Below are 26,108 nucleotides of genomic sequence, written 5' to 3'. Positions count from 1 at the left end.
TGAACTATTTTTAGGTTTCATGATCTGATCATCTAAGCAATGACAAGGATGATTATCATGACCTATATAGAGCCAACCCTTTGGGCACAAAAACAGTTCGGTCAAGCCCACCTTAATGACCCTAGACGCACTCAAAGACTCGTTGCTCTCGCAGCCTCACTGGCCGAGCAACCTGGCGTACCCGTCTCGAAACTCATTATCTCCCCTGCTGAAATGGAAGGGGCTTATCGCTTCATCCGTAATGAGCAAATCAAAGCAGAAGATATCGCAGAGGCGGGTTTTTATGTCACTGCACAAGAAGCATTAGAGCAACAGACACTTCTTGCCTTAGAAGACACCACTTCTCTCAGTTACTCCCATCGCAGCATTCGAGATGAACTCGGGCACTCCAATCAAGGCAATCGACATCGCGCCATGTTCGTACACTCAACCTTACTTTTTGCTCCCGACACTCAATCTGTTATTGGTTTAATTGAACAACAGCGCTGGACTCGTGATATAGAAAAGCGAGGTCAAAGGCACCAGCATGCGACTCGACCATACAAAGAGAAAGAAAGTTATAAGTGGGAACAAGCCTCTCGCCATGTCGCTGAGCGACTTGGCGATAAAATTTCGGATGTCATTTCTGTGTGCGATAGAGAAGCCGACCTATTTGAATACCTCACTTACAAGCGAGAGCAACAACAAAGGTTCCTCGTTCGCTCAATGCAAAGCCGCTGTATTGAAGAGCATGATAATCGTCTTTATAGCTATGCCTCTACCCTGTTATCAGCCGGAGAGAAAGTGCTCGAAATACCGCAAAAAGGCGGTCGTAAAGCTCGCAAGGCTCATTTAGATATCAAATATGCCCCCGTGACACTCAAGTCTCCTGCTAACAAGAAAGAGTTCGATAACATTCCGCTTTACTACGTGGGATGTATAGAACAAGGAGAGAGTGGTAATAAGCTCGCATGGCACTTACTGACTTCAGAGCCGATAACGAGCAAGGAAGAGGCACTCAAAATCGTCAGTTATTATGAGCGGCGCTGGCTAATAGAAGATTTTCATAAAGTCTGGAAAAGTGAAGGGACTGAAGTTGAGCAACTGAGAATGCAAAGTAAGGATAACTTAGAAAGGCTCAGCGTCGTTTTGGCTTTTATCGCGACTCGGTTACTCCAATTGAGGTTTATGAATGAATCAGACGAGTTATCTAAGACCAGTTGTGAGCAGGTATTAAAAGGCAAAGCGTGGAAGTTAATGTGGCTCAAGTTGGAGAGCAAAAAACTACCGAAAGAAGCGCCTAATATATCATGGGCTTACAACGGTATTGCTCGGTTAGGTGGTTGGAAGAATACCAAGCGAACAGGTCGTGCTTCTATAAAGACGTTATGGCAAGGATGGTTTAGGTTACAAACCATCCTTGAAGGGTATGAACTCGCTAAGTCTCTTGATTAACCAGACTTGTGATCAAGAGACAGCCACAGTTGTGGAGCCTTTTAGTATTTGAATCGCTGGTTTTATTTAACGACCATTGATTACGAACGTCTATTTAATGACCGTCGATTATTTCTGCGTTGCCGCTTTCATTGGCGTAACAAACTCCGCAAGTGCTTTAAGCATTGCTTCTGGTTGTTCAACGTTGTTTTCAATGATTTTCACAACCGCTGAGCCAGAGATCGCACCTGCAGCGCCAGCTACAATCGCTTCTTTCACTTGTTCAGGAGCCGAGATACCGAAACCAAGCAGTGCTGGTGGCGCATCGAACTTGTTCAAGCGATCAAGCAGTGCCGTTACTGGCATGTTTGCTTTTGTTTCTGCGCCCGTTACGCCTGAGCGAGAAAGTAGGTAAGTGTAGCCGCCACCTAGCTCAGACACAGATTGAAGCGTTTCATCGCTTGCTGTTGGTGGAGCAATAAAGATTGGGTGAACGCCAAACTTTTCAGCTGCAGCAACAAATTCACCGCTTTCATTGGTAGGTACATCAGCAATCAATACTGAATCGATACCTGCTTTTGCGCAGCGTTCGTAAAAATTTTCTATACCACGTGCGTAAACCAGGTTTGCGTACATCAGTAGGCCGATTGGTAGCTCTGGGTATTTAGCACGAATTTGACCGATAAGATCGAAGCACACATCTGGCGTTACTTTTGAATCTAACGCGCGAATGTTTGCGCCTTGGATTGTCGGGCCATCTGCAAGCGGATCTGAGAATGGAATACCAAGCTCAAGTGCGTCAGCACCCGCCTCAACTAGCGTTTCCATGATCTTAAGAGACTGCTCAGGGTTAGGATCGCCAACCGTTACGAATGGTACGAATGCGCCCTGATTCTTTTCAGCTAAGCGAGTGAAGAGTGATTGATAGCGATCCATTATAATGCTCCTTTCTCTTTAAGAATGTCGTGTACAGAGAAAATGTCTTTGTCACCACGACCAGATAAGTTAACGACTAATAGCTGTTCTTTCTCTGGGTCGTCGTGAGCCATTTTGACAGCGTGAGCGACAGCATGAGATGACTCTAGCGCTGCGATAATACCTTCTTTGCGTGCAATCAATTGGAACGCTTCTAGCGCTTCATCATCGGTTACGTTGTCGTATTCAGCACGGCCAATAGCATTTAGGTGCGCGTGTTGAGGACCAACTGATGGGAAATCTAGGCCCGCAGAAACCGAATAAGACTCTTCTACTTGGCCGTTCTCATCTTGCATCAGTGGTGCTTTCATACCGAAGAAGATACCCGTTTTGCCATGCTTAAGCGGCGCGCCGTGTTGGTCGGTATCAATACCTTTACCAGCAGGCTCTACACCGATCAGGCGAACAGACTCTTCTTCAATGAAGTCAGCGAACATACCGATAGCGTTTGAACCACCGCCGACGCAAGCAATAACCGCATCAGGAAGGCGACCTTCACGAGCTAGAATTTGGTTTTTCGTTTCTTCGCCAATCATGCGTTGGAAATCGCGAACAATCGTTGGGAATGGGTGAGGGCCAGCCGCAGTACCCAATAGGTAGTGCGCGTCTTCATAAGTTGCAGACCAGTCACGTAGTGCTTCGTTACATGCATCTTTTAGCGTTGAAGAGCCAGAATGAACAGGGATAACCTCTGCGCCCATTAGCTTCATACGGAACACGTTCGGGCTTTGACGTTCAACGTCTTTTGCACCCATGTAAACACGACACTTAAGGCCCAATAGAGCACAAGCTAGAGCCGTTGCAACACCATGTTGGCCTGCGCCAGTTTCAGCGATGATTTCCTGTTTACCCATACGTTTTGCTAGCAATGCTTGACCAAGAACTTGGTTTGTCTTGTGAGCACCACCGTGAAGGAGATCTTCACGCTTTAGGTACAGTTTGGTTTTTGTACCTTTGGTCAGGTTACGCGTTAGCGTTAGTGCCGTTGGACGACCTGCGTACTCTTGTAGAAGCGTCATGAATTCACTGCGGAACTCAGGATCTGCTTGTGCATCGATAAATGCTTGTTCCAGTTGGTCTAGTGCTGGCACTAGGATCTGCGGTACGTATTGACCACCGTATTCACCAAAGTAGGCATCGAGTTTAGCCATTGTGTTATTCCTTCAATTCTATCGATGTGTATTCACACCAAGTCATTTAATCTTGCTTGAGCTTCGCAAAAGGCAAAGCTCACAAATATGTTTTTAGTTTCTGCTTTCTAATTTCTAGCACCGAGCTTGGACTAGTAATTACGAATCGCTGCAAAAGCGCGTTGCAGTTTGTCTGCGTCTTTTTTACCTGGAGCTGATTCAACGCCTGAGTTTAGGTCTAGCCCTAAGCAGCCTAGTTTCGCTGCTTGGTTAGCATTGTCTGGGTTTAGGCCACCCGCCAACATGATTGCGCTTTGGTTGTTGATTAGGCTCCAATCGAACGCTTGACCTGTACCACCCGTTTGAGAACCTACTTTAGTATCTAGCAGGTGACGAGTCACGTTGCTTTTCAGTAATTCTGGTAGCGCGCTTTTAGCGCCGTTTTCAGCGCCGTTTTCAGCACTGCAAGCAACACCGTAAGCTTTCCAAATCTCAACGCTTTCAGGCAGTGATTGTTTCAACTCATCGACAAATGCTTGAGACTCATCACCGTGCAGTTGCACAGCGAATAGGCCTAGCTCAGATACCGTTTTTTCAACGTCTACTACGCTGTGGTTTTGGAACACACCCACGTAGTTCAGCGGTGCGCCACTCATGGTTAAACGAGCCGCTTCGATATCCACATGACGCTTAGACGCTTCAACGAAAATCAAACCACCGAACACCGCACCAGCTTGATAAGCCTTCGCGGCATCGTCAGAGTGAGTTAAACCACACACCTTGTTTTCACCGAGTGTTACTTTACGCACTGCAAGCTCTAGGTTCTTTTCAGCCATCAGAGAGCTGCCGATTAAGAAACCATCTGCAAACGTTGAAAGGTCTCGAACTTGTTGATGTGTGTAGATGCCAGACTCTGAAATCACGACTGCGTTTGGAGCCAGTTCGCGAACCAGCGGAGCCAACTCTTTAGTACGGTTCAAATCCGTCGAAAGGTCACGCAGGTTACGGTTATTAATACCGATCACTTTTGCTTTTAAAGCGACTGCGCGGTGAAGCTCTTCTTCGTTACTGACTTCGGTTAGTACACCCATGTTGAGCGAGTGAGCAACTTCCGCCAGTGCTTGGTACTCTTCGTCATCTAATACCGATAGCATCAACAAGATAGCATCTGCAGAGTAGTGACGAGCTAAGTAAACTTGGTAGGTATCAACCATGAAGTCTTTACACAGGATAGGCTGCTTAGCAATGCTGCGAACCTTAGGTAAAAACTCAAAGTCACCTTGGAAGTATTTCTCGTCTGTCAGCACTGAAATCGCGTTGGCGTGGTTGTTGTAAACCGATGCAATGTAGTCCAAATCAAACTCGTCACGGATTAAACCTTTAGACGGAGATGCCTTCTTACATTCAGTGATGAAAACGGTTTGTTCACCGCTCAGAGCATCATAAAAGCTGCGGTCTGTTGCGGTTAACGCCGCTTTAAACTCGTCCAGTGGTTGGGTCTGCTTACGCGCTTCAACCCATTGGTATTTGTCACGAACGATTTTTGCTAGTACTTCCGCCATTTCAGCTTCTTTGACTGAAACGTGGGTCGACAGTTTATCGGTAGTCTGTGTCATGTTCTTTGTCTCAATTCGTCGTTCGTTAGGCGTGCGCAGCAAGCTTTTGTACAAGCTCGTACGCTTTGCCAGAGTTCATCGCGTCAATCGCTTGCTGTGCGTTGGCTTTTAGATCTTCGTGACCAAATAGACGCATCAATAGAGCAACGTTGACGGCCACTGCGCCAACTTGAGCATCAGTGCCTTTACCCGTAAGGATATCGGTTGTGATGGCTTTGTTCTCTTCTGGCTCGCCACCCTTGATTGCTTCAAGAGGGTGAGTGTTCAAACCAAAGTCAGCCGGTGTCACGGTGTACTCGTGAATTTCGCCATCTTTAATTTCAGCAACGATGGTTTCGCCGTGAATAGCTACTTCATCAAGGCCGCTACCGTGAACAACTGCCGCGCGCTTCATACCCATTTGCAGCATGGTTTCCGCGATAGGGCGTACTAGCTCTTTGCTGTAAACACCCATTAACTCGATGTTAGGGCGAGCAGGGTTAATCAGTGGGCCAAGGATGTTGAAGATAGTACGTGTTTTCATAGTTTGACGAACAGGCATCGCGTGACGCACGCCACCGTGGTATTGCGGAGCAAATAGGAATGCTACGCCAAGCTCATCGACAGCCGTACGAGTGTCTTCCGCGGTCATCGCTAGGTTGATGCCAAACGAATCCAGTAGGTCAGAAGAGCCTGATTTGCTCGATACACTGCGATTACCGTGCTTCGCGACTTTTAAGCCACACGCTGCTGCTACAAATGCAGAAGTTGTAGAAATGTTGATGGTGTTGTGACCGTCGCCACCTGTACCTACGATGTCAGCGAAATCGTAATCAGGGCGTGGGAACGGGTTTGCATTGGCAAGCAGTGCTTTCGCCGCGCCAGCGATCTCATCAGGCGTTTCGCCTTTGATTTTCAATGCAGTCAGAGCAGAAGCCATCAAGATTGGGTCAAGTTCACCCTTGATGATCACATCAAATAACTGTTGGCTTTCTTCTTGAGTAAGAGACTGCTGTTCGTAAAGTTTATTAATCTGTTCCATGATCGTTTCCTAGTTAGTCTTTTGGTCAAGAGTCGCTGTCTTCTCAAGGGGAGAGCTTTTCTCTAAATGAATAGGTTTCTCAAGAGCCCATTCGATAGCGTTCGCAAGAAGCGTTGCACCGTAGGTCGTCATAATTGATTCAGGGTGGAATTGGAATCCACAAACCTTGTCTTGTTCTTGAACCACAGACATTACCAAATCATCGACTTCAGCGGTCACCGTTAGGCTATCAGATACATGCGTTGCTACTAAAGAGTGGTAGCGAGCGATAGCCAGCGGCGAAGGTAAGCCTTGGTAAGTCGCATGATTTTGGTGTTCCATCATCGACACCTTACCATGAATGATTTCGCCAGCGCCTGCAACGGTGCCACCGTAGGCTTCAACAATCGCTTGGTGGCCTAAGCAAATACCAATCATTGGCACTTTGCCTTTTAGTAGCTGAATCAGCTCAGGCATGCAGCCCGCATCAGCCGGAGCGCCTGGGCCTGGCGAAAGCAGTGCAACAGGGTTGTCTAGTTTGTTGATCGCCGCTTCAACAACCTTTGCCGGAATGTTGTTACGGTAAATTTTCACGCTGTGACCCAGTGAACGAAACTGGTCTACAAGGTTGTAAGTGAACGAGTCGAAGTTATCGATGAATACAATATCAGCCATGATTACGACTCCTTATTACTTGTTAGGTTTTTAGTATGAGCTGCTTGAATCGCAGAGATGACCGCTTGAGCTTTGCCGCGAGTTTCATCTGCTTCTGCTTGTGGGTCAGAGTCGAACACCACGCCCGCGCCCGCTTGCACTTGTGCTACGCCATCTTCAACGTAAGCAGAGCGAATTACGATACAAGTATCTAAAGTGCCTTCACCGGTTAGGTAACCGACTGCACCACCGTAGCTACCACGACGCGTTTTTTCTACGTCACGGATAAGCTGCATTGCGCGGATTTTTGGTGCGCCCGTTAGAGTCCCCATGTTCATACAAGCTTGGTAAGCGTGCAGAGCATCTAAGTCTTCACGGAGCTGACCAACAACACGAGAAACCAAGTGCATTACGTGGCTGTAGCGGTCAACTTGCAGTAGGTCTGCTACGTGGCGAGTGCCAGCTTCAGCAATACGTGCCACATCGTTACGCGCTAGGTCGACTAGCATCATGTGCTCCGCGTTTTCTTTCTTGTCGGTACGCAGTTCAAGTTCGATACGGCTATCTAGGTCGAAATCGATTTGACCGTCTGGGCGTTTACCGCGACGACGAGTACCTGCAATTGGGTAAATTTCGATTTGGTTGGTTTCAGTTTCGTACTTCAGTGCACTTTCTGGAGAAGCACCAAACAGAGTAAACAGCTCGTCTTGCATGTAGAACATGTAAGGGCTTGGATTACTTTGCTTGAGTTCTTTGTAAGCCGCCAGTGGAGCAGGGCAAGGTAGCGTAAAGCGACGTGAAGGTACCACTTGGAATACATCGCCTTTAACGACGTATTCTTTTAAATCACGAACCGTTTGGCAGAAGTCTTCATCTGAAACACTCGGTATAGCGTCAACGTTGTCGAGTGGCGTAACTTCGGTGATGGCTTTCAATGACTGACACTGTGTTTGAATGTCGGCTAGGCGCTCAGTTAATTGCGCTTTGATGCTTTCATCTTGAGCAAACAAGCTCGCATGAAGTAGGCCTTCGTTCTCTTGGTGGTCGAAACGCAACAGTGTTTCTGCAACGTAGAATACAAAGTCAGGACAATTGTTGGTTGCTTCAGCATCACCGAGTGGTTCAAAGTTTGCCACGATGTCGTAAGCGAATAGGCCCGCCATGAATAACGCGTGTTTATTATCCGCGTCTTGCTCAAAGCTGTGCTGAACTAAACGCAGTGCGTCGAATGAAGAGGCTTCTCTTAAACGTGAGTCTTCATCTAATTCATTGCTTGGCTCGACAAAAGTGAGCGTCAAAACGTTATCAGTCAGGTCAGATTTAATGTCTGCTTTAACGTTTTGAGTAAGGTGTTCAATTAGCGCTTGACCGTTTTCAGTCAATGCTTGAAAAGTTACTTCATGTCCGCGACATACGATGCGAACAGCAGAGTCGATAAGGAGTAGGCTTGTCAGGTTCTGTTTAGATTCAATCTCAGCCGATTCCAACAGCAAACTGTCTGTTTTGTTTTCACACAAAGTATGAAATACGCTGGTTGGATCTTGCGAGTAAGGAACGGATGAATTGATGACCTCAATAGTTCCCAGCTTTTTGATTTCAATGGCCTTGTTCACAAGACCTCCTTTATGATTCTTTAAATTCCCTGCCGTACATAGTCGCATAAAGATACCTTTCACCCAATCTAGAATATGGTCAATTCGATGATTTGTTAGTCAGTTGAATGTGAGATGTTCGACAAATTAAAAAGCCCGCTATGAAAGCGGGCTTAGTGATAACTTTTTTATAAACAAACTGTTTAACTAGAAGTACACGTTAGCCCACCAAGAACTTGTCCAAGTGCGCCACCAATTAAGCTCTGAACTTGCTTCTACTGAAGAAAGTTCTAAAACTTTATCTTTATGGTTTTGGTTAAATTCTTGTAACATGGTGAACCTATCAAATGTGATACTTCGTATTTGTGTACTAGTTAACTAGTTTTTCGCTTGCGGGTCAAGTGTGTTGACACAAATATAACGATAAAAATTGAAAACAATGAAAAAGAATATATGAGAATTGATCTACATAGTCATACAACAGCCTCAGATGGCCGACTTACTCCACCTGAGCTAATTGACCGAGCGCTTGGCTTTAACATCGAAGCGCTAGCGATTACAGATCATGATACGACTGATGGGCTTGCTGAAGCACGCAGCTATATTGCTGATAACAACCTTCCGATTCAGTTGATCAACGGCATTGAGATTTCGACTGTTTGGCAAAACAAAGATATCCATATTGTTGGGTTAAACGTTGATCCTGAGTCACCAGAACTCAAAGCGCTCATTGAACAACAGAAGCAACACCGTATTGGGCGTGCTGAGATGATCGCTCACCGTCTTGAGAAAGCGACTCGTGAAGGGGTGTTAGAAGAAGTTAAATTGATTGCAGGTGATGCACCAATTACTCGAGCACACTTTGCGAAATGGTTAGTCGACAATGGCTACGCGAAAACCATGCAGCAGGTGTTTAAAAAGTTTCTTACGCGCAATAACCCAGGTTATGTGCCGCCAACATGGTGCTCAATGAGTGATGCTGTCACGGCTATTCATGCGGCTGGTGGTCAAGCAGTATTAGCTCACCCTGCGCGATATGGCCTTACCGCCAAGTGGGTTAAACGCCTTCTCGCTGCATTTGTTGAAGCAAATGGTGACGCTATGGAAGTGGCTCAACCTCAGCAAGCGCAACAAGAAAGACGCACACTTGCGGATTATGCTATACAATACAAACTATTAGCCTCCCAAGGCAGCGACTTCCATTACCCATCCCCATGGATGGAACTTGGACGTAATCTCTGGCTACCTTCTGGGGTCGAAGAAGTATGGAAAGATTGGGAGTTTCAAACGGTTTCACCATCTGAATAGTCTTTAGGTGAACCAGCTCCTTCTGATGATAGAGTCGAGAGATTCGATAACGAGGATCAACAATGAGCCAGTTTTTTTATGTACACCCAGATAACCCACAAGCGCGCTTAATTACTCAAGCGGTTGCGATTATTCGCAATGGCGGCGTTGTGGTTTATCCAACAGATTCAGGTTATGCACTGGGTTGTCAGCTTGAAAATAAACAAGCACTCGAACGCATCTGTAAAATTCGTCGAATCGATGATAAGCACAATTTCACTTTGTTATGCCGTGACCTTTCTGAGTTGTCACTGTATGCACGAGTAGATAACGTGGCTTTCCGTCTGCTTAAGGCGCACACGCCAGGTGCTTACACGTTTATTTTTAAAGCAACAAAAGAAGTGCCAAAGCGTTTGATGAACGCTAAGCGTAAAACGATCGGTATTCGTGTACCGGACAACAAAATTGCCCTAGACCTTCTAGAAGCAATGGGCGAGCCATTGATGTCGACGTCTCTGATTCTTCCGGGTAACGAGACCACTGAATCGGATCCTGAAGAAATTCGTGACAGCTTAGAGCATGCGGTTGATGTCATTTTGAATGGCGGCTACTTAGGTGAACAACCTACTACGGTTATTGACTTCAGTGACGATGACGCCGTTGTTTTACGTCGTGGTGCCGGTGATCCAGCGCCGTTTGAATAATAGCGTTACTGATTAACAGTCTGTAACGAAACAGCAAACCTGCCAGAGTAAATAACAAGTGCTTTTTGGCAGGTTATTTGCGATAATACGCGACCGCGATTTGGTCGCGAAAAATTCATTCGACGTCTGTGAAGACGACAATTAGGTAGAAAAGAGTAAATGAGCGAAAAATTACAGAAGGTTTTAGCGCGAGCTGGTCACGGTTCTCGTCGTGAACTAGAAGGTTTAATCAAATCTGGTCGTGTAAGTGTTAACGGTCAAGTTGCGAAATTGGGTGAGCGTCTTGAAGACGAGAACTCAGTGATCCGTATCGATGGCCACACTATTACAGGCAAAGCCTCTGAAGAAGTGGTTTGTCGTGTACTTGCTTACTACAAACCTGAAGGTGAGCTTTGTACTCGTCACGATCCTGAAGGTCGCCGTACTGTTTTCGATCGTCTACCTAAGATCCGTGGTTCTCGTTGGATTTCAGTTGGTCGTCTTGATGCAAACACATCAGGCCTACTGTTATTCACAACCGATGGTGAACTAGCAAACCGCCTAATGCACCCAAGCCGTCAGGTTGAGCGTGAGTACCTAGTGCGTGTATTTGGTGAAGTAACTGAGCAAAAAGTTAAGAACGTGACTCGTGGCGTTCAACTTGAAGATGGTATGGCTCGTTTCGAAGATGTGGTTTACGCTGGCGGTGAAGGTATGAACCATACTTTCTACGTAGCAATTAACGAAGGTCGTAACCGTGAGGTTCGTCGTCTTTGGGAATCACAAGAAACAACAGTAAGCCGTCTTAAACGTGTACGTTACGGTGATATCTACCTTGATAAGAAACTGCCTCGTGGCGGTTGGAAAGAGCTAGATCTTCAAGAAGTAAACTACTTGCGTGAGCTTGTTGAACTTCAACCAGAAAAAGAGACACTGTTGGATCTTGATCCTGCAAACACTTCTCGTAAGCGTGAGCGTTCTCGTAGCCAGAAAATTCGTCGTGCTGTTAAGCGTCACGAAGAGCGCGCAAATGCTCCTAAAGGCCGTAGCAACCAGACTAAGCGTAAGAAGCCTGCAACTCGCGGTACTACAACACCTGATTCAGGTCGTAGTGCTCCAGCGACCAATGGTAAACCTCAGTCTACCAAAAAGCCTAAACTGAACAACGGACGCCCGGCTAAACCGGCTAAGCCAAGATCACGTAAGTAATTACGTGGATTCTGAAGCTTAATCCAACGTTTCGAATACAAAAAAACCTGCTAACTTAGCAGGTTTTTTATGTCTTGAATATGGCGCAGTTCAAATCATGTGGAAGTGCTTGATCAGGTAGAAGTGCTTAGCCAGCTCGGCTGACTTGCTACGATTGATATTAGGTCACTTTCAAATGATTAGAAAAATTATCACCCTTCGCCATGCGGTCATACAAAATAACATTGACCGCGGCAGCAAGGTTCATGCAGCCATTTGTCGGAACGTAGATGGTTTCACGACAGAAGTCTGTGATCTCTTTTTTCAGAGTCCCATCTTCAGGGCCGAAGATATAAAAAGCACGAGGTGGGTGCTTATAATCAGGCAGAGGCTTCGCGCCTTCTATCAAATCAACCGCGATGGGCACGCAGCCAACAGGAATAATATCTTTAAGATCTTCAACACCAATCAATGGCAACTCAAGATGCTTTTCTTTGGTGTCGGTATGAAATTGTCGAGCGTGGTCATAACGGGTACCAGTATAAAATACAGAGTTTGCTCCGTAGCAACCAGCTGCTCGCATTACTGAGCCAACATTTTCAGGGGTTTTGGGATTTACTAATCCAACACAGGCATAGCCTTTGGATAGGGTATCTGTCTTTGCTTTGGTCATAATTTTGTAGAGTTGCAGTTTGGTAAAGTGATGAGGCTATGAAGTCGTAAGAAAACCAGCTCAGTACTCTGAGCTGGTTTAAGAAGAGCCTAGTCGCGTTTCCACAACATGTGACAGAACTTGTGTTCAGGGTCACGGCTGATCAGCAGACGAGCGAATACGTCATCTAAGATATCATCAGCTTCATTTACAAGACCAATGCGTACTTCAGCGTAGATCTCTTTGTCGACTTCAAAGCCAACATGTTCAACCCAATCGTCACCAGTTTCAACAAGTTCTGCAGCGCCACGATCTTCAAACTGAGCCGTGAATAAGATCACGTCTGCAGGTTCAAGGTTGTCAGCAGCCATCTCTAGAAAGATGTCGTATGCAGTGTCAATTGCGTCGTCGTAAGACATTAGGTCGTTAGCTTCGGTCATAATCAGTATCTTAGCTTGCGCGGTTCATGTATTTACGTTCAGCTGTGTTCACAACAACTTTGTCGCCAGTTGCAATGTACTCAGGAACTTGAACAGTAAGGCCTGTAGACAGACGAGCTGGTTTAGTACGAGCTGAAGCAGAAGCACCTTTGATTGAAGGGTCTGTCTCTTCGATTACTAGCTCAACTGAAGTTGGTAGCTCAAGAGTCGCCGCAGTACCGTCGATAAGAATCGCGTACATACCTTGCGTATCTTCGTTGATGAACAGCAGTTCGTCTTCGATCATTTCACCGTTGAAGATGAATTGTGTGTAATCTTCGTTATCCATGAAGATGTACTCGTTGCCATCAACGTAAGAGAACATCACTGCACGCTTAGTTACGTCGATCGTTTCAACGATTTCGTCAGCCTTGTGACGAACTTCTGTTTTAACGCCAGTTGCTACATCGTGACCACGGAAGCGGTAAATCTTTTGACCGCCACGGCCACCTGGTGTTGTTACTTCGATATCTTTAACTAGTACTGTTTTGCCATCAACATTGATCGCAAAACCTTTTTTAATCTCACTTGCTCTAGGCATTTTGTGTTTGTCCTTATTGGGTCTATCCGGTGATTATATCTCGTAGACGCTATAAATAGGAATAGCTTGAATCATAAAGTCACCTAAGCGATCATAGAGAGACAGTTAAATCATTATTTTATTTACCGAAACGACCTATGCAGCTACCTGTTATTGACCCAACACAGCCATTTCAACCTGAATTTCAACCTGTGGTTAACGATCTGATTACCTTTCTAAAAGGTGGGCTAGGTTCTAATCTGCACAGTGTCTATGTTTATGGCAGTGTGGCACGCAAGCAAGCCGTTGTCGGTCGCTCGAATCTAGATGTGGTTGTGGTTACCCATCGTTCTTTCCCAGATCAACGAACCACGCTGCTGAATACCATTAAATGGCGCTTCCAAAAGAGCTTCCCTCAGGTCACTCAAGTGGCGATCAAAACTACCTTGGTGAGCGAGATAGTTGATTTCGACAATATCTTTACGTGGGGCTTCATGCTCAAGCATTTAGCCGTGTGTGTGCATGGTGAAGACTTATCAGATTGCTATGGTGATTTCGAAACGAGTTGGGAAATTGCCAAACATTGGAATATGGACACGGAAAATTGGTTAGCGGTTTATCGTAATAAGATTGCCCGAGCAACAACGCCAGAGCAGCAAGTCGCAGCGCAGGTGATTATTGCCAAGAAGCTTCTGCGAGCCAGTTACTCTTTGGTAATGTACCGAGACAAGAATTGGTTCGATGCACCTTTGGAGTGCGGTCAACAGTTCTTGAAATATCATCCAGAGAAAGAAGTTGAGATTCAAAGGTTGGGTATTCTGCTGTCTGGGCGTGCGATTCCCAAACGTTCAGTGATAGGGATTCTTGATGGTTTTGGTGAATGGTTGGTTAAGCAGTATCAGAAAACTGAGTTTCGAATCGGGTAGAGCTTCGTAAGCTATCCATTGATATGAAAAAGCAGAGCGAGTTAAGCACTCCTCTGCTTTTTTCGTTTTAATGTCTGGCTCGAGTTTTAATAGATATCTCGAGTCTAATGTCGCGTCGAAAAGAGAATTAAATCTAGAACAGGCCTAGTTGCTGCCCGCTGACTCTTTCAAAATCTAAACCAATGAAGGGCAAAATCGCTTCTGCGACCGGTTTAATCTGCTTGTCGATGTAATGTTGATAATCGATGCCACTCTTTAAGTACTCCTTGGGCTCAGGGCCACTCAGCGTAATCAAATATTCAATACGTCCTTTGTTTTGGTATTGAAGTGGGCGACCAAGCTGGGCATTGATCTCATCGGCTAATCTTGCTGCGCGAACCTGTGGCGGAATGTTCTTCTGGTATTCATGCAATTTACGGCGCAAGCGCTTTTGATAAACCAGTAGGTCATCGTGTTTGCCTGCGGATGTTTCATCGACAAACTGTCTAACATAATCACTTGGATTTTGGTCGTGAAAGACCATCTCATACAAGGTTTGTTGGAACTGTTGTGCGAGGGGCGTCCAATCGGTTCGGGCGCTTTCAAGGCCTTTAAAAATGATCTTCTCTTGGTCATCTTGATTGATTAGACCTGCATAACGTTTCTTCGATCCTGTCTCAGAGCCTCGAATGGTCGGCATTAGAAACTTGCGGTAATGGGTCTCGTATTCCAATTCAAGTATCGAGGTGAGGTTGTAGACCTCTTTCAGGTGATTCGTCCACCAGTCGTTGATGTAAGCCACAAGGGAGTGACCAATCTCGTCTGCTTGTTCTTGCTCAAAACTGCCATTAAGAGACACGAAAGTTGAATCGGTATCTCCGTAAATTACTTGATACCCTTTATCTTCTATCAGAACCTTGGTTTGCTTCATGATCTCATGCCCACGCATGGTGATAGAGGATGCTAAGCGAGTATCAAAGAAACGACAACCAGAAGAACCCAGCACGCCATAGAAAGAGTTCATGATGATCTTAATCGCTTGAGAAAAAGCTTTCTCGTTGTTTTTCTTTGCGACATCACGCGCTGCCCAGAGGTTTTCGATCATCTCTGGTAGAAAGTGCTTAGAACGGTGGAATTGACCGCCACGGAACCCAGCTACTGCTTGGTCTTCTTCAGAGCCTAACTCTAACTTTAGCCCTTCAATTAACCCCATAGGATCAATCAAGAAAGATCGAATTATCGATGGGTACAGGCTTTTAAAGTCGAGTACCAAAACCGAGTCATAAAGGTTGGGAATCGAATCCATCACATAGCCACCGGGGCTAGCGATCCAGTTCTCGGGTTCTAAGTTCGGCGCGACATAACCCGCTCGGTGTATCTGAGGCATGTATAAGTTAGTAAAAGCCGCGACAGAGCCGCCAACGCGATCAAGTTCAACACCAGTTAAGCGAGAACGTTCAATAGCAAAATCGAGTAGGTGAGTGTGTTCGAAGATTCGGTTTACGAGCACACAGTCTTGAAGGTTGTACTTGGCAAGTGAAGGTTTATCGAACTTAAACATTCGATTGATTTCATCCATGCGGTCATGAACATTATGAATGTCTTTGCCTTCGCCCAGCAACTCTTGTGAGACGGACTCAAGAGACCAAGAACGGAAATGGTAGGTCGCTGTCTTGAGCATGTCGATGCCATCTAAAACCACGCGACCAGGAATGGTAATGAAGCCCTGCTGGTTTTGTGCAGAACTACGGAAAAAGCTTGGTTGATTGTCTCTACCGATACTGAGTTTCACTTCGTTCCATTCCGAACGCTTGTGCAGCAGCCTAAAGTCGAAATCAATGACATTCCAACCGATGATGATGTCCGGGTCAAACTCGGAGAACCACGCAATCATAGCTTCAAGCAGCGCTTTCTCGTTGGTAACCCATTGGATATTGGTGTCTGCTTCTTGTAGATCGCCAATCATTATCACTCGGCTATCCATTGGACTGTCTAGGCCGATGGAATAAAGCACACCTTTTTCCGAACACTCAATATCAAGCGAAACCACAGACAAGTTTGGCAAGTAATCGCCAGCTCGACATTTTGCGTTCGATACTCTGCGATGCTGTCTTTTTGGGGTGATAGTCCCTGTGAATTCGATACTGCCTTTAATAAAGCGTTCCATTAAGAATCGATCGGCGAGTCGAATATCGCTTTCAAAGGTTTGGATTTCTTCACCGTTAAAGGCTTGAGCTAACCCGAAGCTGCTTCTCGATAAGGAAGTGTAACAAGCGGCTAAAGGGGTTTGGTCAAATGTCGCCAACTCTAAAGGCTTAAACTGACAATCTATGGCCTCTTTATCGGCAATAGATTGGCACGTTTCGATATCAGATTGAGCAACAAAAAAGACAGGCTTTTCATTTTGAATTGTCAGTAGAGTAGGGCCTTGAGGGGTGCTTAACCACAAGTCGATTTGTGTGCGCCCTGAAAAGTCTCTTGCTTGTCTTGTGAGTACAAAGCCTTGCTGAATATCCAATGTAGTAACCTATTGAAATTGGGAATCGAATACTACCACCTAGCGACCCTCAGCGCATAACCGGCAGCAAAAATACTAACTAAATTCTAGTTAACAGAGGCAAATAACGGGACTCTATAAGCAAATAAGTGAAATTGTCGCGAATGGCTATTCAATGGTATTGAAAATATCTTTATCTTGTGTAATTTTATTGGGTGTTGTTTTAACTGGTTGATTTTTAGAAAAAGCTTGTTGTTTTAGTTGGCTTGTTTGTTAATAAGTACTTGCTAAAGTTCGTGTTTCAGCACATATTCAACAGAGCTTTTTTTTAGTAATTAAGTTAAGATATACTCAATGCTGCGATTCACTGTTCCTTTGTTCAATTGTTTCAAACAGATGAAACGATACAGTGATTGCAGAGCCAATTAATAGTGTGGAGATACAAGTTTGATAAATGTTTTCCTTGTAGATGATCACGAGCTGGTTCGCACAGGGATACGACGTATTATTGAAGACGTCCGTGGAATGAACGTAGCAGGGGAAGCTGAAAGCGGTGAAGATGCTGCAAAATGGTGTCGTACTAACAATACTGACGTTATTTTGATGGATATGAATATGCCTGGTATTGGTGGCTTAGAAGCAACCAAGAAAATCTTGCGTTTCAACCCTGATGTTAAAATCATCGTTTTAACTGTTCATACGGAAAATCCGTTTCCAACTAAAGTGATGCAAGCTGGAGCTGCTGGTTACCTTACTAAAGGGGCAGGTCCGGATGAAATGGTAAATGCAATTCGAGTGGTTAATAGTGGCCAACGATACATTTCACCAGAAATTGCGCAGCAGATGGCTTTGAGCCAATTCTCGCCTGCGTCTGAAAATCCATTCGCAGACTTATCTGAACGTGAACTTCAAATCATGATGATGATTACCAAAGGTCAGAAAGTGACGGATATTTCAGAACAACTCAATCTAAGTCCTAAAACAGTCAACAGTTACCGCTACCGCTTGTTCAGTAAGCTGGATATCAGTGGCGATGTAGAGCTGACGCATTTAGCGATTAGACATGGAATGTTAGACACTGAGACCCTTTAACACTGAGATCGTATAGTGACCAACTTGTTTGACTCAGTCTCATTCCTCAAGACAGTAACAGAGCAGCCCGGCGTTTATCGAATGTATAACGCCGAGGCTGTTGTTATTTACGTCGGTAAAGCTAAGAACCTCAAAAAACGCCTTTCCAGTTATTTCCGTAAAAAAGTCGACAGTGAAAAAACACGCGCTTTAGTCAGCAATATTGACAAGATCGATGTCACTGTAACGCACACGGAAACAGAAGCGCTCATCCTTGAGCATAACTACATCAAGCAGTACTTGCCTAAATACAACGTACTTTTGCGTGATGATAAGTCGTACCCTTATATTTTTATTAGCGGTCACAAGCATCCTCGTTTGTCGATGCATCGTGGTGCTAAAAAGAAAAAGGGCGAATACTTTGGTCCTTACCCTGATTCCGGCGCTGTGCGTGAGACGTTGCACCTACTACAAAAAATCTTTCCTGCTCGCCAGTGTGAAGATACGGTTTATGCCAACAGAACACGCCCGTGTTTGATGTATCAGATTGGCCGTTGTGCTGCGCCATGTGTCAGCTCAATCATCTCTGATGAAGAGTACAGTGAACTTATCGACTACGTTCGTCTGTTCTTGCAAGGGAAGGACAAGTTAGTCCTTGAGACGCTCATCGAAAAGATGGACACAGCAAGCCGAGAGCTTCGCTTTGAGCAAGCTGCCGCGTTCCGTGACCAAATCCAAGCGATTCGACGCGTGCAAGAACAACAATATGTATCCGACGATTCAATGGAAGATATGGACGTGTTGGGCTTTGCTCAAGAGAATGGCGTAGCGTGTATTCATATCTTGATGATTCGCCAAGGCAAGGTTTTAGGCAGTAGAAGCCATTTCCCGAAAATCCCCAACAATACGGTGCGAGAAGAGGTTTTTTCGAGCTTTTTAAGCCAATACTATCTTGCGCATAATGAAGCGAGAACCATCCCAACTCGTTTGATTCTCAATGCCGATTTGATGGAAGATATCACACCGATTCAAGAAGCCTTGTGTGAAGTGGCGGGTCGTAAGATTCACTTTAATACCAACCCTTCAGGTACTCGAGGTCGTTACCTTAAACTGTCGAATACCAATGCATTGACGGCTATTACCACCAAGATTAATCACAAGATGACCATCAACCAGCGCTTTAAAGAGCTTCAAGAAGTGTTGTCGATGGATGCGATTAAACGAATGGAATGTTTCGATATCAGTCATACCATGGGTGAAAGCACAATTGCGTCTTGTGTGGTGTTCAATCAAGAAGGGCCGGTTAAACCCGAATACCGTCGTTACAACATCACCGGGATTACTGGTGGTGATGACTATGCGGCCATGGCTCAGGCTCTTGAGAGGCGTTACTCGAAGCAACTTGATGTCGATAAAATTCCAGACATCATCTTCATTGATGGTGGTAAGGGGCAACTGAATCGCGCTCACGAGATTGTTTCTCAATATTGGGGTGATTGGCCATTTCGACCAAGAATGATGGGTATCGCGAAAGGTGTGACCCGTAAGCCGGGTTTAGAAACCTTAGTTACTCTTGAAGGTGAGGAATTTAACTTGCCAAGCGATGCACCAGCGTTGCACCTTATCCAGCACATCCGTGATGAAAGTCATAATCATGCGATAGCAGGGCACAGAGCGAAACGAGGTAAAACTCGCCGAACCAGTGCTTTGGAAGGAATCGAAGGGGTAGGGCCGAAACGTCGTCAATCTTTGTTGAAATATATGGGTGGCTTACAAGAACTTAAGCGTGCAACTGTTGAAGAAATAGCCAAAGTGCCGGGCATTAGTCATTCTTTGGCAGAAAACATTTATCAAGCATTGAAACAATAGTAAAAATCCCGCACCATTAAAGCGCAATTGATAAGAGCCTAATAATATGCGTTTGAATATACCTAACATTTTGTCCTTACTGAGACTATTTTTAATCCCAGTATTCGTTGTTGTTTTTTACCTACCTTATGAATGGGCTCCTTTTGCTGCTGCAATGGTGTTTTGGGTAGCGGGTTTTACTGACTGGCTAGATGGCATGCTGGCTCGTAAACTCGGGCAAACGTCTCGCTTTGGTGCCTTTATTGACCCTGTGGCGGATAAAGTGCTCGTTGCTACTGCTCTTATCTTAGTTACCGAGCACTATCATTCGATCTGGGTGACTATCCCTGCGGTGACCATGATTGGTCGTGAAATTATCATCTCGGCGCTTCGTGAATGGATGGCTGAAATCGGTAAACGTGCAAGCGTTGCGGTATCTTGGGTTGGTAAAGTGAAAACCGTTTCTCAGATGTTTGCTCTTTGGGTACTTATCTGGCGATACGATGACTGGATGGTTTGGGTGGGTTACATTGCACTCTATGTTGCAACGGTTCTTACTTACTGGTCAATGGCGCAATACTTGATGGCCGCCAAAGATGATTTGTTAGACGAAAAACACCATTGATGAAGAAGCGAGCTGAGGCTCGCTTTTTTGATCTTTAACCTAGGGTTAAATTATCAATAGTGGATATCTAATGTGATATAGATCTCCTTTGAATAGCCTGTCCACAAAGTGCTTTGCACACAAAGTCAGCTATTTAGCCTGTTTCGTATAAAATCTATTCAAACGAATTAAAAATACAAAAATAATATTGACTCAAACGCTCGAATCCGTAGAATGCATCCCGTACCCAAGAGGATGGCAATAAGCGATTCGATTGGAGTTACTAAGGCGCCTTGGCAGAGTGGCTATGCAGCGGATTGCAAATCCGTGGACCTCGGTTCGACTCCGGGAGGCGCCTCCATTATCTCTTTCGTAGAGTAATGAAAATGCGATACTAGCTCAGTTGGTAGAGCGCAACCTTGCCAAGGTTGAGGTCATCGGTTCGAACCCGATGTATCGCTCCAAAATTTGTAATGTTGATTGGCGTCAGCATTAAGATGGTGTTTTACTTTTCAGTAATCGGCATTGCAATAAAGAATTGCGTGCCCTGGTGGTGGAATTGGTAGACACAAGGGATTTAAAATCCCTCGGCGTTCGCGCTGTGCCGGTTCAAGTCCGGCCCGGGGCACCATCTATTAAAGTCTACGTCTTAACGGATGTAGCAAATGCGATACTAGCTCAGTTGGTAGAGCGCAACCTTGCCAAGGTTGAGGTCATCGGTTCGAACCCGATGTATCGCTCCAAATTAAAAAGCCCGAACAGAAATGTTCGGGCTTTTTGGTTTCTGCTGTTCTGATTTTTATGCGTTATTCCTCTTTCTGTTTGAACACACCCAAACTTCCTTTTCTATCTCAAAATGTTGCTATCAAGTTCGTTTACATTACTTAGCTTTTAAAAGCGAGATTCCCTATGAACTCGTTCCTCGTGCTAGGGAATGACGGAAAGGCGCCACAGCCTCAAAGCCCTCACTAACACCGCCTGTATACCCATGTCGTCATCCTCGGGCGCGAGGAACGAGCGAACCGGGGATCTCCTTATCTAAAGATTAACTTGTCGATATTTTCAGCAATTTGTCAGTCACCGCTCCTATTTATCAAGCGATTATTAAAAACTATTGATCGTTCATTTCACTTTATGTTACTTTTCCGCGCAATCTCGGAATGAACAATGTTCAAGAAGAGCAACGATTGCTTCTGGGGGATACGCGTAGTGACCATTCTTGCTGATTGGGACATTACGTAGGGTAGGTATCAGCTAGCCTTTAGCTGATAGACGGGATACTTATGGCGCAATTCGCCATGCTAATGGGAAACCCAACATTGAACACACTAATAACAACATTGCTAATCAGCTCTGCATTTCCAAAAGGGTCAGTTCTTCATAGCTGTCCGATACTGCACAAATGTCCAATTCTTCAAAACAGTAGCATTACTGAACCTTGAGCTCACGCTAACTAATTTTTGCTGTCCTAAGACGGCCTAATTTCGTATTCGTCATTTGACTTATGCGAGCGTACAGCTATATCTCATTTCTAGACAATACGCGTGTTTCACTATGAATTCTCTCTAAATCAATAGAGGGACGGTGTGCAATTGCGTCTGATGGAGGTGAGTATGAACACATTCAAGGGGACTTTTATGACTACCGCCTTTGAAGTCGATATTAATACTATCGCAAATTCATTTTCAACTATGGTTCCTATCGTAGAGGGAACTTACGACCTAACACCCGACGCTATTTTGCTTGAGCAAGAACAGCATGAATCGGATGTTCGTTCATACCCAAGACGCCTACCGATTGCTATTAAACGAGCATGTGGTGTTTTAGTTGAAGATACTCGTGGCCAACTCTTTCTCGATTGCTTGGCCGGTGCAGGTACACTTTCTCTGGGTTACAACCACCCTGAGATTAACCAAGCACTTAAAGACCAACTCGATTCAGGTTTGCCATACCAGACTCTTGATATTACGACTCAAGCAAAAGAGACGTTTATCAAGCGAGTGAAAGCTTTTCTCCCTCAAGACTTTTCAACGAACTCGGTTCTTCAATTCTGTGGCCCGTCTGGCGCTGATGCTGTGGAAGCAGCGATCAAGCTCGCCAAGCAAACTACAGGTCGTAACACCATGTTTGCTTTCCGTGGTGCTTACCACGGCATGACTAACGGCACCATGGGCATGATGGGTAACCTTGGCACTAAAGAACGTCGTAGTGGCTTAATGTCTGACGTACATTTCATGCCTTTCCCATACAACCTTCGTTGCCCGTTTGGCATTGGTGGTGAAGCGGGTGCTAACGCGAGCATTCGTTACATCGAGCGTATGTTGAATGACGATGAATCTGGCATCATGAAACCTGCAGCGATGATCGTCGAGCCTGTACAAGGTGAGGGCGGTGTGATTCCAGCTCCTGCATCTTGGTTACAAGGCCTACGTCGCATCTGTGATGAGCATGGCATCCTACTGATTTTTGATGAAATTCAGTGTGGCGTGGGTAAAACGGGTCATCGATTCGCGTTTGAAGAGTCAGGCGTTAACCCTGATATCTTATGTTTATCTAAAGCGATTGGTGGCGGACTGCCTATGTCGCTGCTTGTGTTCGATAAGAGCATTGATACATGGAAAGCGGGTGAGCACACCGGTACATTCCGTGGCAACCAATTAGCAATGGTGTCTGGCGCTAAGGCACTGGAAATCATCGAGCGTGATGGCTTGGTTGAGCACGCGAACATCGCAGGTCAATACTTACGTCACGGGCTTGAGAAGATTCAATCACGCGTTGGCTGTATTGCTGAAGTTCGCGGTAAAGGCTTGATGCTTGGCGCTGAGATCAAGCAACCAAACGGTGAGCTCAATAAATTTGGCGAGCCGCAATCAAACGGCGAACTGACTCTAGCGATTCAACGAGCAGCATTAGAGCGCGGTTTGATGGTTGAAAAGGGTGGTCGTGATGGTTCGGTCATTCGTTTCCTTCCGCCAATGATTATCTCTTTCGAGCAGATCGACTTTGCACTGCGTGTCATGGAAGAAGCGATCATCGCAGCGGGTGGCGGTTTACAACAAGACCCAGCTTCAAGCGAGCAAACTAACCAAGAATGGAATAAGCATTTCATCCAGACAGGTTTAGGCGGTAGCGACGAATTTGCTAGCGTGATGAACCAAACCACTCAAGCGATGAAAGCCGTTTTTGAACAGGTTGAAACCCCTTATTCGGGTTTAGATCCAAAAGTGTTAGAAGCAGCTATCAAAGCTGTCGACCTAGACAACAACCAACACGCTTTGGTTGATGTTGTAGATAGCACTGCAGACCTTGTCGCTGCAAACTCCATCTTCGTGCAACACCCTGACTGTATTGCACACCTTCATACTCCTCCTTTAATGGCATCGGTAGCGGCGGAATCCATTATTGCGGCACTGAATCAGTCAATGGATTCATGGGACCAAGCATCTGCTGCGACTTATGTTGAGCAGCGTGTGGTGGATTGGATGTGCGACAAATACCAACTTGGCGACCAAGCGGACGGTGTTTTCACCAGTGGCGGCACGCAAAGCAACCTAATGGGCTTATTGTTAGCGAGAGATTGGATTGCTGATAAACATGATGGTCACTCAATCCAAAAGCTAGGCTTACCAGATTACGCGAGCAAGCTTCGTATTTTGTGTTCAAACAAATCTCACTTCACGGTTCAAAAGTCTGCCTCGCTACTAGGGCTAGGTGAAGCGGCAGTGTGCTGTGTTGATACCAATGCCAATGGCACCATAAAGCCAGATTTGCTAGACGCAGAAGTCAAAGCGCTTAAAGCTCAAGGGTTGATTCCTTTTGCTGTTGTCGGTACGGCGGGCACAACCGATCACGGTGCTATTGATGATCTTGACGCGATTGCTGACATCGCCAACCAACAAGGCCTTTGGTTCCATGTTGACAGTGCTTACGGTGGTGCACTTATTTTAAGTAGCCACAAAGCTCGTTTGCAAGGTATCGAAAAAGCAGACTCTGTGAGTGTCGACTTCCATAAGCTTTTCTATCAAACAATCAGCTGCGGTGCGGTGTTGTTGAAAGACAAGGCGAACTTTAAGTACCTTCTGCATCACGCAGATTACCTAAACCGTGAACACGATGAGCTGCCGAACTTAGTCGACAAGTCTATCGCAACGACCAAGCGTTTTGATGCATTGAAAGTCTTCATGACTATGCAAAATGTTGGTCCAAAGCTGTTGGGTGATATGTATGACCACCTTCTTGAGCAAACGCTAGAAGTGGCAGACCTGATTCAAAACCAAGTTGACTTAGAGCTACTCGCGGAGCCTTCACTATCAACAGTGCTGTTCCGATTTAAGCCGAACAATAAGCAGTCAGCAAACGGTGAGCTAGATTTAGACAAACTGAATCAAACGTTAAGACTGGAGGCGCTGACTCGTGGCGTTGCAGTACTTGGTGAAACGGTCGTGGATGGTAAGAGTGCGCTTAAATTCACTATCTTGAATCCGTGCCTAAAGACGTCAGATTTCAAATCTCTAATTAACAAAATTCAAACTCTAGCCATTGAGCTAGCAGAACAACAAGGGTAATTAATACTATGGCTATTCTACAAATTGGTGCAGGCGGCGTGGGTTGGGTTGTTGCACATAAAGCAGCACAAAATAACGAAGTACTGGGTGATATCACAATCGCTTCGCGCACAATCGCGAAGTGTGAAAAAATCATCGAATCGATTAAAGGTAAAAACAACCTTAAAGATTCAACTAAAAAACTAGAAGCTCGCGCGGTAAACGCTGACGATGTTGATGCACTTGTTGCTCTGATTAACGAAGTGAAACCAGATCTAGTCATCAACGCTGGTCCTCCTTGGGTAAACATGGCGATCATGGAAGCGTGTTACCAAGCAAAAGTATCTTACTTAGATACATCGGTAGCGGTTGACCTATGTTCTGAAGGCCAACAAGTACCACAAGCTTACGATTGGCAGTGGGGTTACCGTGAGAAGTTTGCTGAAGCAGGCATCACAGGTATTCTTGGTGCGGGTTTTGATCCAGGTGTGGTTTCAGTATTTGCAGCGCACGCGGTTAAGCACTTGTTCGATGAGATTGACTCAATTGACGTAATGGACGTGAATGCTGGCGACCACGGTAAGAAGTTTGCGACAAACTTTGACCCAGAAACCAACATGCTTGAGATTCAAGGCGATTCTTTCTACTGGGAAAATGAAGAGTGGAAACAAGTACCTTGTCACTCTCGTATGCTTGAGTTTGAATTCCCAAACTGTGGTTCTCACAAAGTTTACTCAATGGCGCACGATGAAGTTCGTTCAATGAAAGAGTTCATCCCAGCTAAGCGCATCGAATTTTGGATGGGCTTTGGTGATGCATACCTGAATTACTTCAACTGCATGCGTGATATCGGTCTTCTTAGCCCAGATCCGCTAACACTGCACGATGGTACTGTGGTTCAGCCTCTACATGTTCTTAAAGCGCTGCTACCAGATCCAACATCTTTGGCTCCGGGTTACACAGGTTTAACGTGTATCGGTACTTGGGTTCAAGGTAAGAAAGACGGCAAAGAGCGCAGCGTATTCATCTACAATAACGCAGACCACGAAGTGGCTTACGAAGACGTAGAACACCAAGCAATCTCTTACACTACGGGTGTTCCAGCGATTACGGCTGCACTTCAGTTCTTCCGTGGCGAATGGGCTGATAAAGGCGTGTTTAACATGGAACAGCTAAACCCAGACCCGTTCCTAGCAACCATGCCTGAAATCGGTCTAGATTGGCACGTTCAAGAGCTAGAGCCGACACAAGGACTGCCTGTGATTCACAAATTGAAGTAATACATAGTTAGGTTCTTACCTCGCTTTGAATTACTGGGGGAATGACGAAGCTGATGGTTACTTCTTCCATGAGATGACTAAGAACATTGTCATTCCCTAAAGTGAGGGACGAGTGTAATAGGGAATCTCTAATACACTAAATATTTCCAATGTACTTACTTATATCGAGC

The 26,108-nt window shown here is 45.4% G+C and carries 21 protein-coding genes, 4 tRNA genes and 1 other annotated feature; of the genes, 14 read left to right on the top strand and 11 right to left on the bottom strand.

Annotation, left to right across the window (positions count from 1 at the left end; genetic code table 11):
• Positions 1-57: 57 nt before the first annotated feature.
• A complete protein-coding gene (locus OCV30_RS09830) occupies positions 58-1,434 on the top strand; it encodes an IS4 family transposase (RefSeq protein ID WP_102305277.1) in 1,377 nt (458 codons plus the stop codon).
• 108 nt (positions 1,435-1,542) lie between these two features.
• Here the strand turns inward: OCV30_RS09830 and trpA are convergent, their stop codons facing one another.
• The 7 genes from trpA to trpL2 form a co-directional block, all read right to left on the bottom strand.
• Positions 1,543-2,349 (bottom strand): tryptophan synthase subunit alpha, encoded by an 807-nt coding sequence (gene trpA / locus OCV30_RS09825; RefSeq protein WP_004729802.1) that lies wholly within the window; start codon positions 2,347-2,349, stop codon positions 1,543-1,545.
• The gene (trpB, locus tag OCV30_RS09820; protein ID WP_010438034.1) at positions 2,349-3,539 is read right to left on the bottom strand and encodes a tryptophan synthase subunit beta; all 1,191 of its coding nucleotides are present in this window, start codon (positions 3,537-3,539) and stop codon (positions 2,349-2,351) included. Before trpB ends, trpA begins: the two co-directional genes overlap by 1 nt.
• 131 nt (positions 3,540-3,670) lie before the next feature.
• On the bottom strand, positions 3,671-5,134 hold the full coding sequence (trpCF, locus tag OCV30_RS09815; protein ID WP_065680473.1) for a bifunctional indole-3-glycerol-phosphate synthase TrpC/phosphoribosylanthranilate isomerase TrpF: 1,464 nt from the start codon (positions 5,132-5,134) through the stop codon (positions 3,671-3,673).
• A gap of 25 nt (positions 5,135-5,159) precedes the next feature.
• A complete protein-coding gene (gene trpD / locus OCV30_RS09810) occupies positions 5,160-6,155 on the bottom strand; it encodes an anthranilate phosphoribosyltransferase (RefSeq protein ID WP_065680472.1) in 996 nt (331 codons plus the stop codon).
• Between the two features lie 9 nt (positions 6,156-6,164).
• Positions 6,165-6,809, bottom strand: a complete 645-nt coding sequence (locus OCV30_RS09805; RefSeq protein WP_065680471.1) for an aminodeoxychorismate/anthranilate synthase component II — start codon at positions 6,807-6,809, stop codon at positions 6,165-6,167.
• A gap of 2 nt (positions 6,810-6,811) precedes the next feature.
• Positions 6,812-8,401 carry an anthranilate synthase component 1 gene (locus OCV30_RS09800; protein WP_065680470.1) on the bottom strand — a complete coding sequence of 530 codons (1,590 nt, stop codon included), beginning with the start codon at positions 8,399-8,401 and terminating at the stop codon, positions 6,812-6,814.
• Positions 8,402-8,526: 125 nt separating this feature from the next.
• Positions 8,527-8,641: a sequence feature (Trp leader region), on the bottom strand.
• On the bottom strand, positions 8,588-8,713 hold the full coding sequence (trpL2, locus tag OCV30_RS09795) for a tryptophan operon leader peptide (RefSeq protein WP_009848753.1): 126 nt from the start codon (positions 8,711-8,713) through the stop codon (positions 8,588-8,590). It overlaps the preceding feature by 54 nt.
• Positions 8,714-8,833: 120 nt before the next feature.
• Between trpL2 and rnm the strand changes: the two genes are divergently transcribed.
• The 3 genes from rnm to rluB all read left to right on the top strand — a co-directional run bounded on the left by rnm (position 8,834) and on the right by rluB (position 11,559).
• Complete coding sequence (gene rnm / locus OCV30_RS09790; RefSeq protein ID WP_065680469.1) at positions 8,834-9,688, top strand: RNase RNM; 855 nt, start codon at positions 8,834-8,836, stop codon at positions 9,686-9,688.
• Positions 9,689-9,750: 62 nt separating this feature from the next.
• Positions 9,751-10,371, top strand: coding sequence for an L-threonylcarbamoyladenylate synthase (locus tag OCV30_RS09785; protein ID WP_009848751.1), 621 nt, complete (start codon positions 9,751-9,753; stop codon positions 10,369-10,371).
• A 159-nt stretch (positions 10,372-10,530) separates the two neighbouring features.
• A complete protein-coding gene (gene rluB, locus OCV30_RS09780; protein WP_017104066.1) occupies positions 10,531-11,559 on the top strand; it encodes a 23S rRNA pseudouridine(2605) synthase RluB in 1,029 nt (342 codons plus the stop codon).
• A gap of 160 nt (positions 11,560-11,719) precedes the next feature.
• On the opposite strand, the gene OCV30_RS09775 is transcribed toward rluB, so the two are convergent.
• The 3 genes from OCV30_RS09775 to efpL all read right to left on the bottom strand — a co-directional run bounded on the left by OCV30_RS09775 (position 11,720) and on the right by efpL (position 13,210).
• Positions 11,720-12,211 (bottom strand): RNA methyltransferase, encoded by a 492-nt coding sequence (locus tag OCV30_RS09775; RefSeq protein WP_004729783.1) that lies wholly within the window; start codon positions 12,209-12,211, stop codon positions 11,720-11,722.
• 89 nt (positions 12,212-12,300) lie between these two features.
• Positions 12,301-12,630 (bottom strand): HI1450 family dsDNA-mimic protein, encoded by a 330-nt coding sequence (locus OCV30_RS09770; RefSeq protein ID WP_065680468.1) that lies wholly within the window; start codon positions 12,628-12,630, stop codon positions 12,301-12,303.
• Positions 12,631-12,640: 10 nt separating this feature from the next.
• Positions 12,641-13,210 carry an elongation factor P-like protein EfpL gene (gene efpL / locus OCV30_RS09765; protein WP_009848748.1) on the bottom strand — a complete coding sequence of 190 codons (570 nt, stop codon included), beginning with the start codon at positions 13,208-13,210 and terminating at the stop codon, positions 12,641-12,643.
• Between the two features lie 137 nt (positions 13,211-13,347).
• On the opposite strand from efpL, the gene OCV30_RS09760 reads away from it, so the two are divergent.
• Complete coding sequence (locus tag OCV30_RS09760; RefSeq protein WP_065680467.1) at positions 13,348-14,115, top strand: nucleotidyltransferase family protein; 768 nt, start codon at positions 13,348-13,350, stop codon at positions 14,113-14,115.
• A gap of 133 nt (positions 14,116-14,248) precedes the next feature.
• Here OCV30_RS09760 and OCV30_RS09755 read toward each other — a convergent pair whose 3' ends face one another.
• The gene (locus OCV30_RS09755) at positions 14,249-16,612 is read right to left on the bottom strand and encodes a DNA polymerase II (RefSeq protein WP_065680466.1); all 2,364 of its coding nucleotides are present in this window, start codon (positions 16,610-16,612) and stop codon (positions 14,249-14,251) included.
• A gap of 426 nt (positions 16,613-17,038) precedes the next feature.
• Here OCV30_RS09755 and uvrY point away from each other — a divergent pair, with 426 nt between their 5' ends.
• From uvrY to OCV30_RS09710, 9 genes are all read left to right on the top strand, one after another.
• Complete coding sequence (gene uvrY, locus OCV30_RS09750; protein ID WP_004729778.1) at positions 17,039-17,683, top strand: UvrY/SirA/GacA family response regulator transcription factor; 645 nt, start codon at positions 17,039-17,041, stop codon at positions 17,681-17,683.
• Positions 17,684-17,698: 15 nt separating this feature from the next.
• On the top strand, positions 17,699-19,531 hold the full coding sequence (uvrC, locus tag OCV30_RS09745) for an excinuclease ABC subunit UvrC (protein WP_141678316.1): 1,833 nt from the start codon (positions 17,699-17,701) through the stop codon (positions 19,529-19,531).
• Between the two features lie 46 nt (positions 19,532-19,577).
• Entirely contained in the window at positions 19,578-20,135 is a 558-nt protein-coding gene (gene pgsA, locus OCV30_RS09740; protein ID WP_012604331.1) for a CDP-diacylglycerol--glycerol-3-phosphate 3-phosphatidyltransferase, read from the top strand.
• A 266-nt stretch (positions 20,136-20,401) separates the two neighbouring features.
• Positions 20,402-20,475, top strand: a tRNA-Cys gene (locus OCV30_RS09735).
• Positions 20,476-20,502: 27 nt separating this feature from the next.
• Positions 20,503-20,578: transfer RNA gene (locus OCV30_RS09730), tRNA-Gly, on the top strand.
• A gap of 80 nt (positions 20,579-20,658) precedes the next feature.
• Positions 20,659-20,745: transfer RNA gene (locus OCV30_RS09725), tRNA-Leu, on the top strand.
• 36 nt (positions 20,746-20,781) lie between these two features.
• A tRNA-Gly gene (locus OCV30_RS09720) sits at positions 20,782-20,857 on the top strand.
• A gap of 870 nt (positions 20,858-21,727) precedes the next feature.
• Entirely contained in the window at positions 21,728-24,679 is a 2,952-nt protein-coding gene (locus OCV30_RS09715) for a pyridoxal phosphate-dependent class III aminotransferase (RefSeq protein WP_209439713.1), read from the top strand.
• An 8-nt stretch (positions 24,680-24,687) separates the two neighbouring features.
• Positions 24,688-25,938, top strand: a complete 1,251-nt coding sequence (locus tag OCV30_RS09710; protein ID WP_065680464.1) for a carboxynorspermidine synthase — start codon at positions 24,688-24,690, stop codon at positions 25,936-25,938.
• Positions 25,939-26,108 lie beyond the last annotated feature (170 nt).

Origin of the sequence: Vibrio atlanticus (assembly GCF_024347315.1) — a bacterium.
GTDB lineage: Bacteria > Pseudomonadota > Gammaproteobacteria > Enterobacterales > Vibrionaceae > Vibrio > Vibrio atlanticus.
The sequence above is the reverse complement of the archived record's forward strand: the minus strand, read 5'-3'. Positions and strand labels throughout refer to the sequence as shown.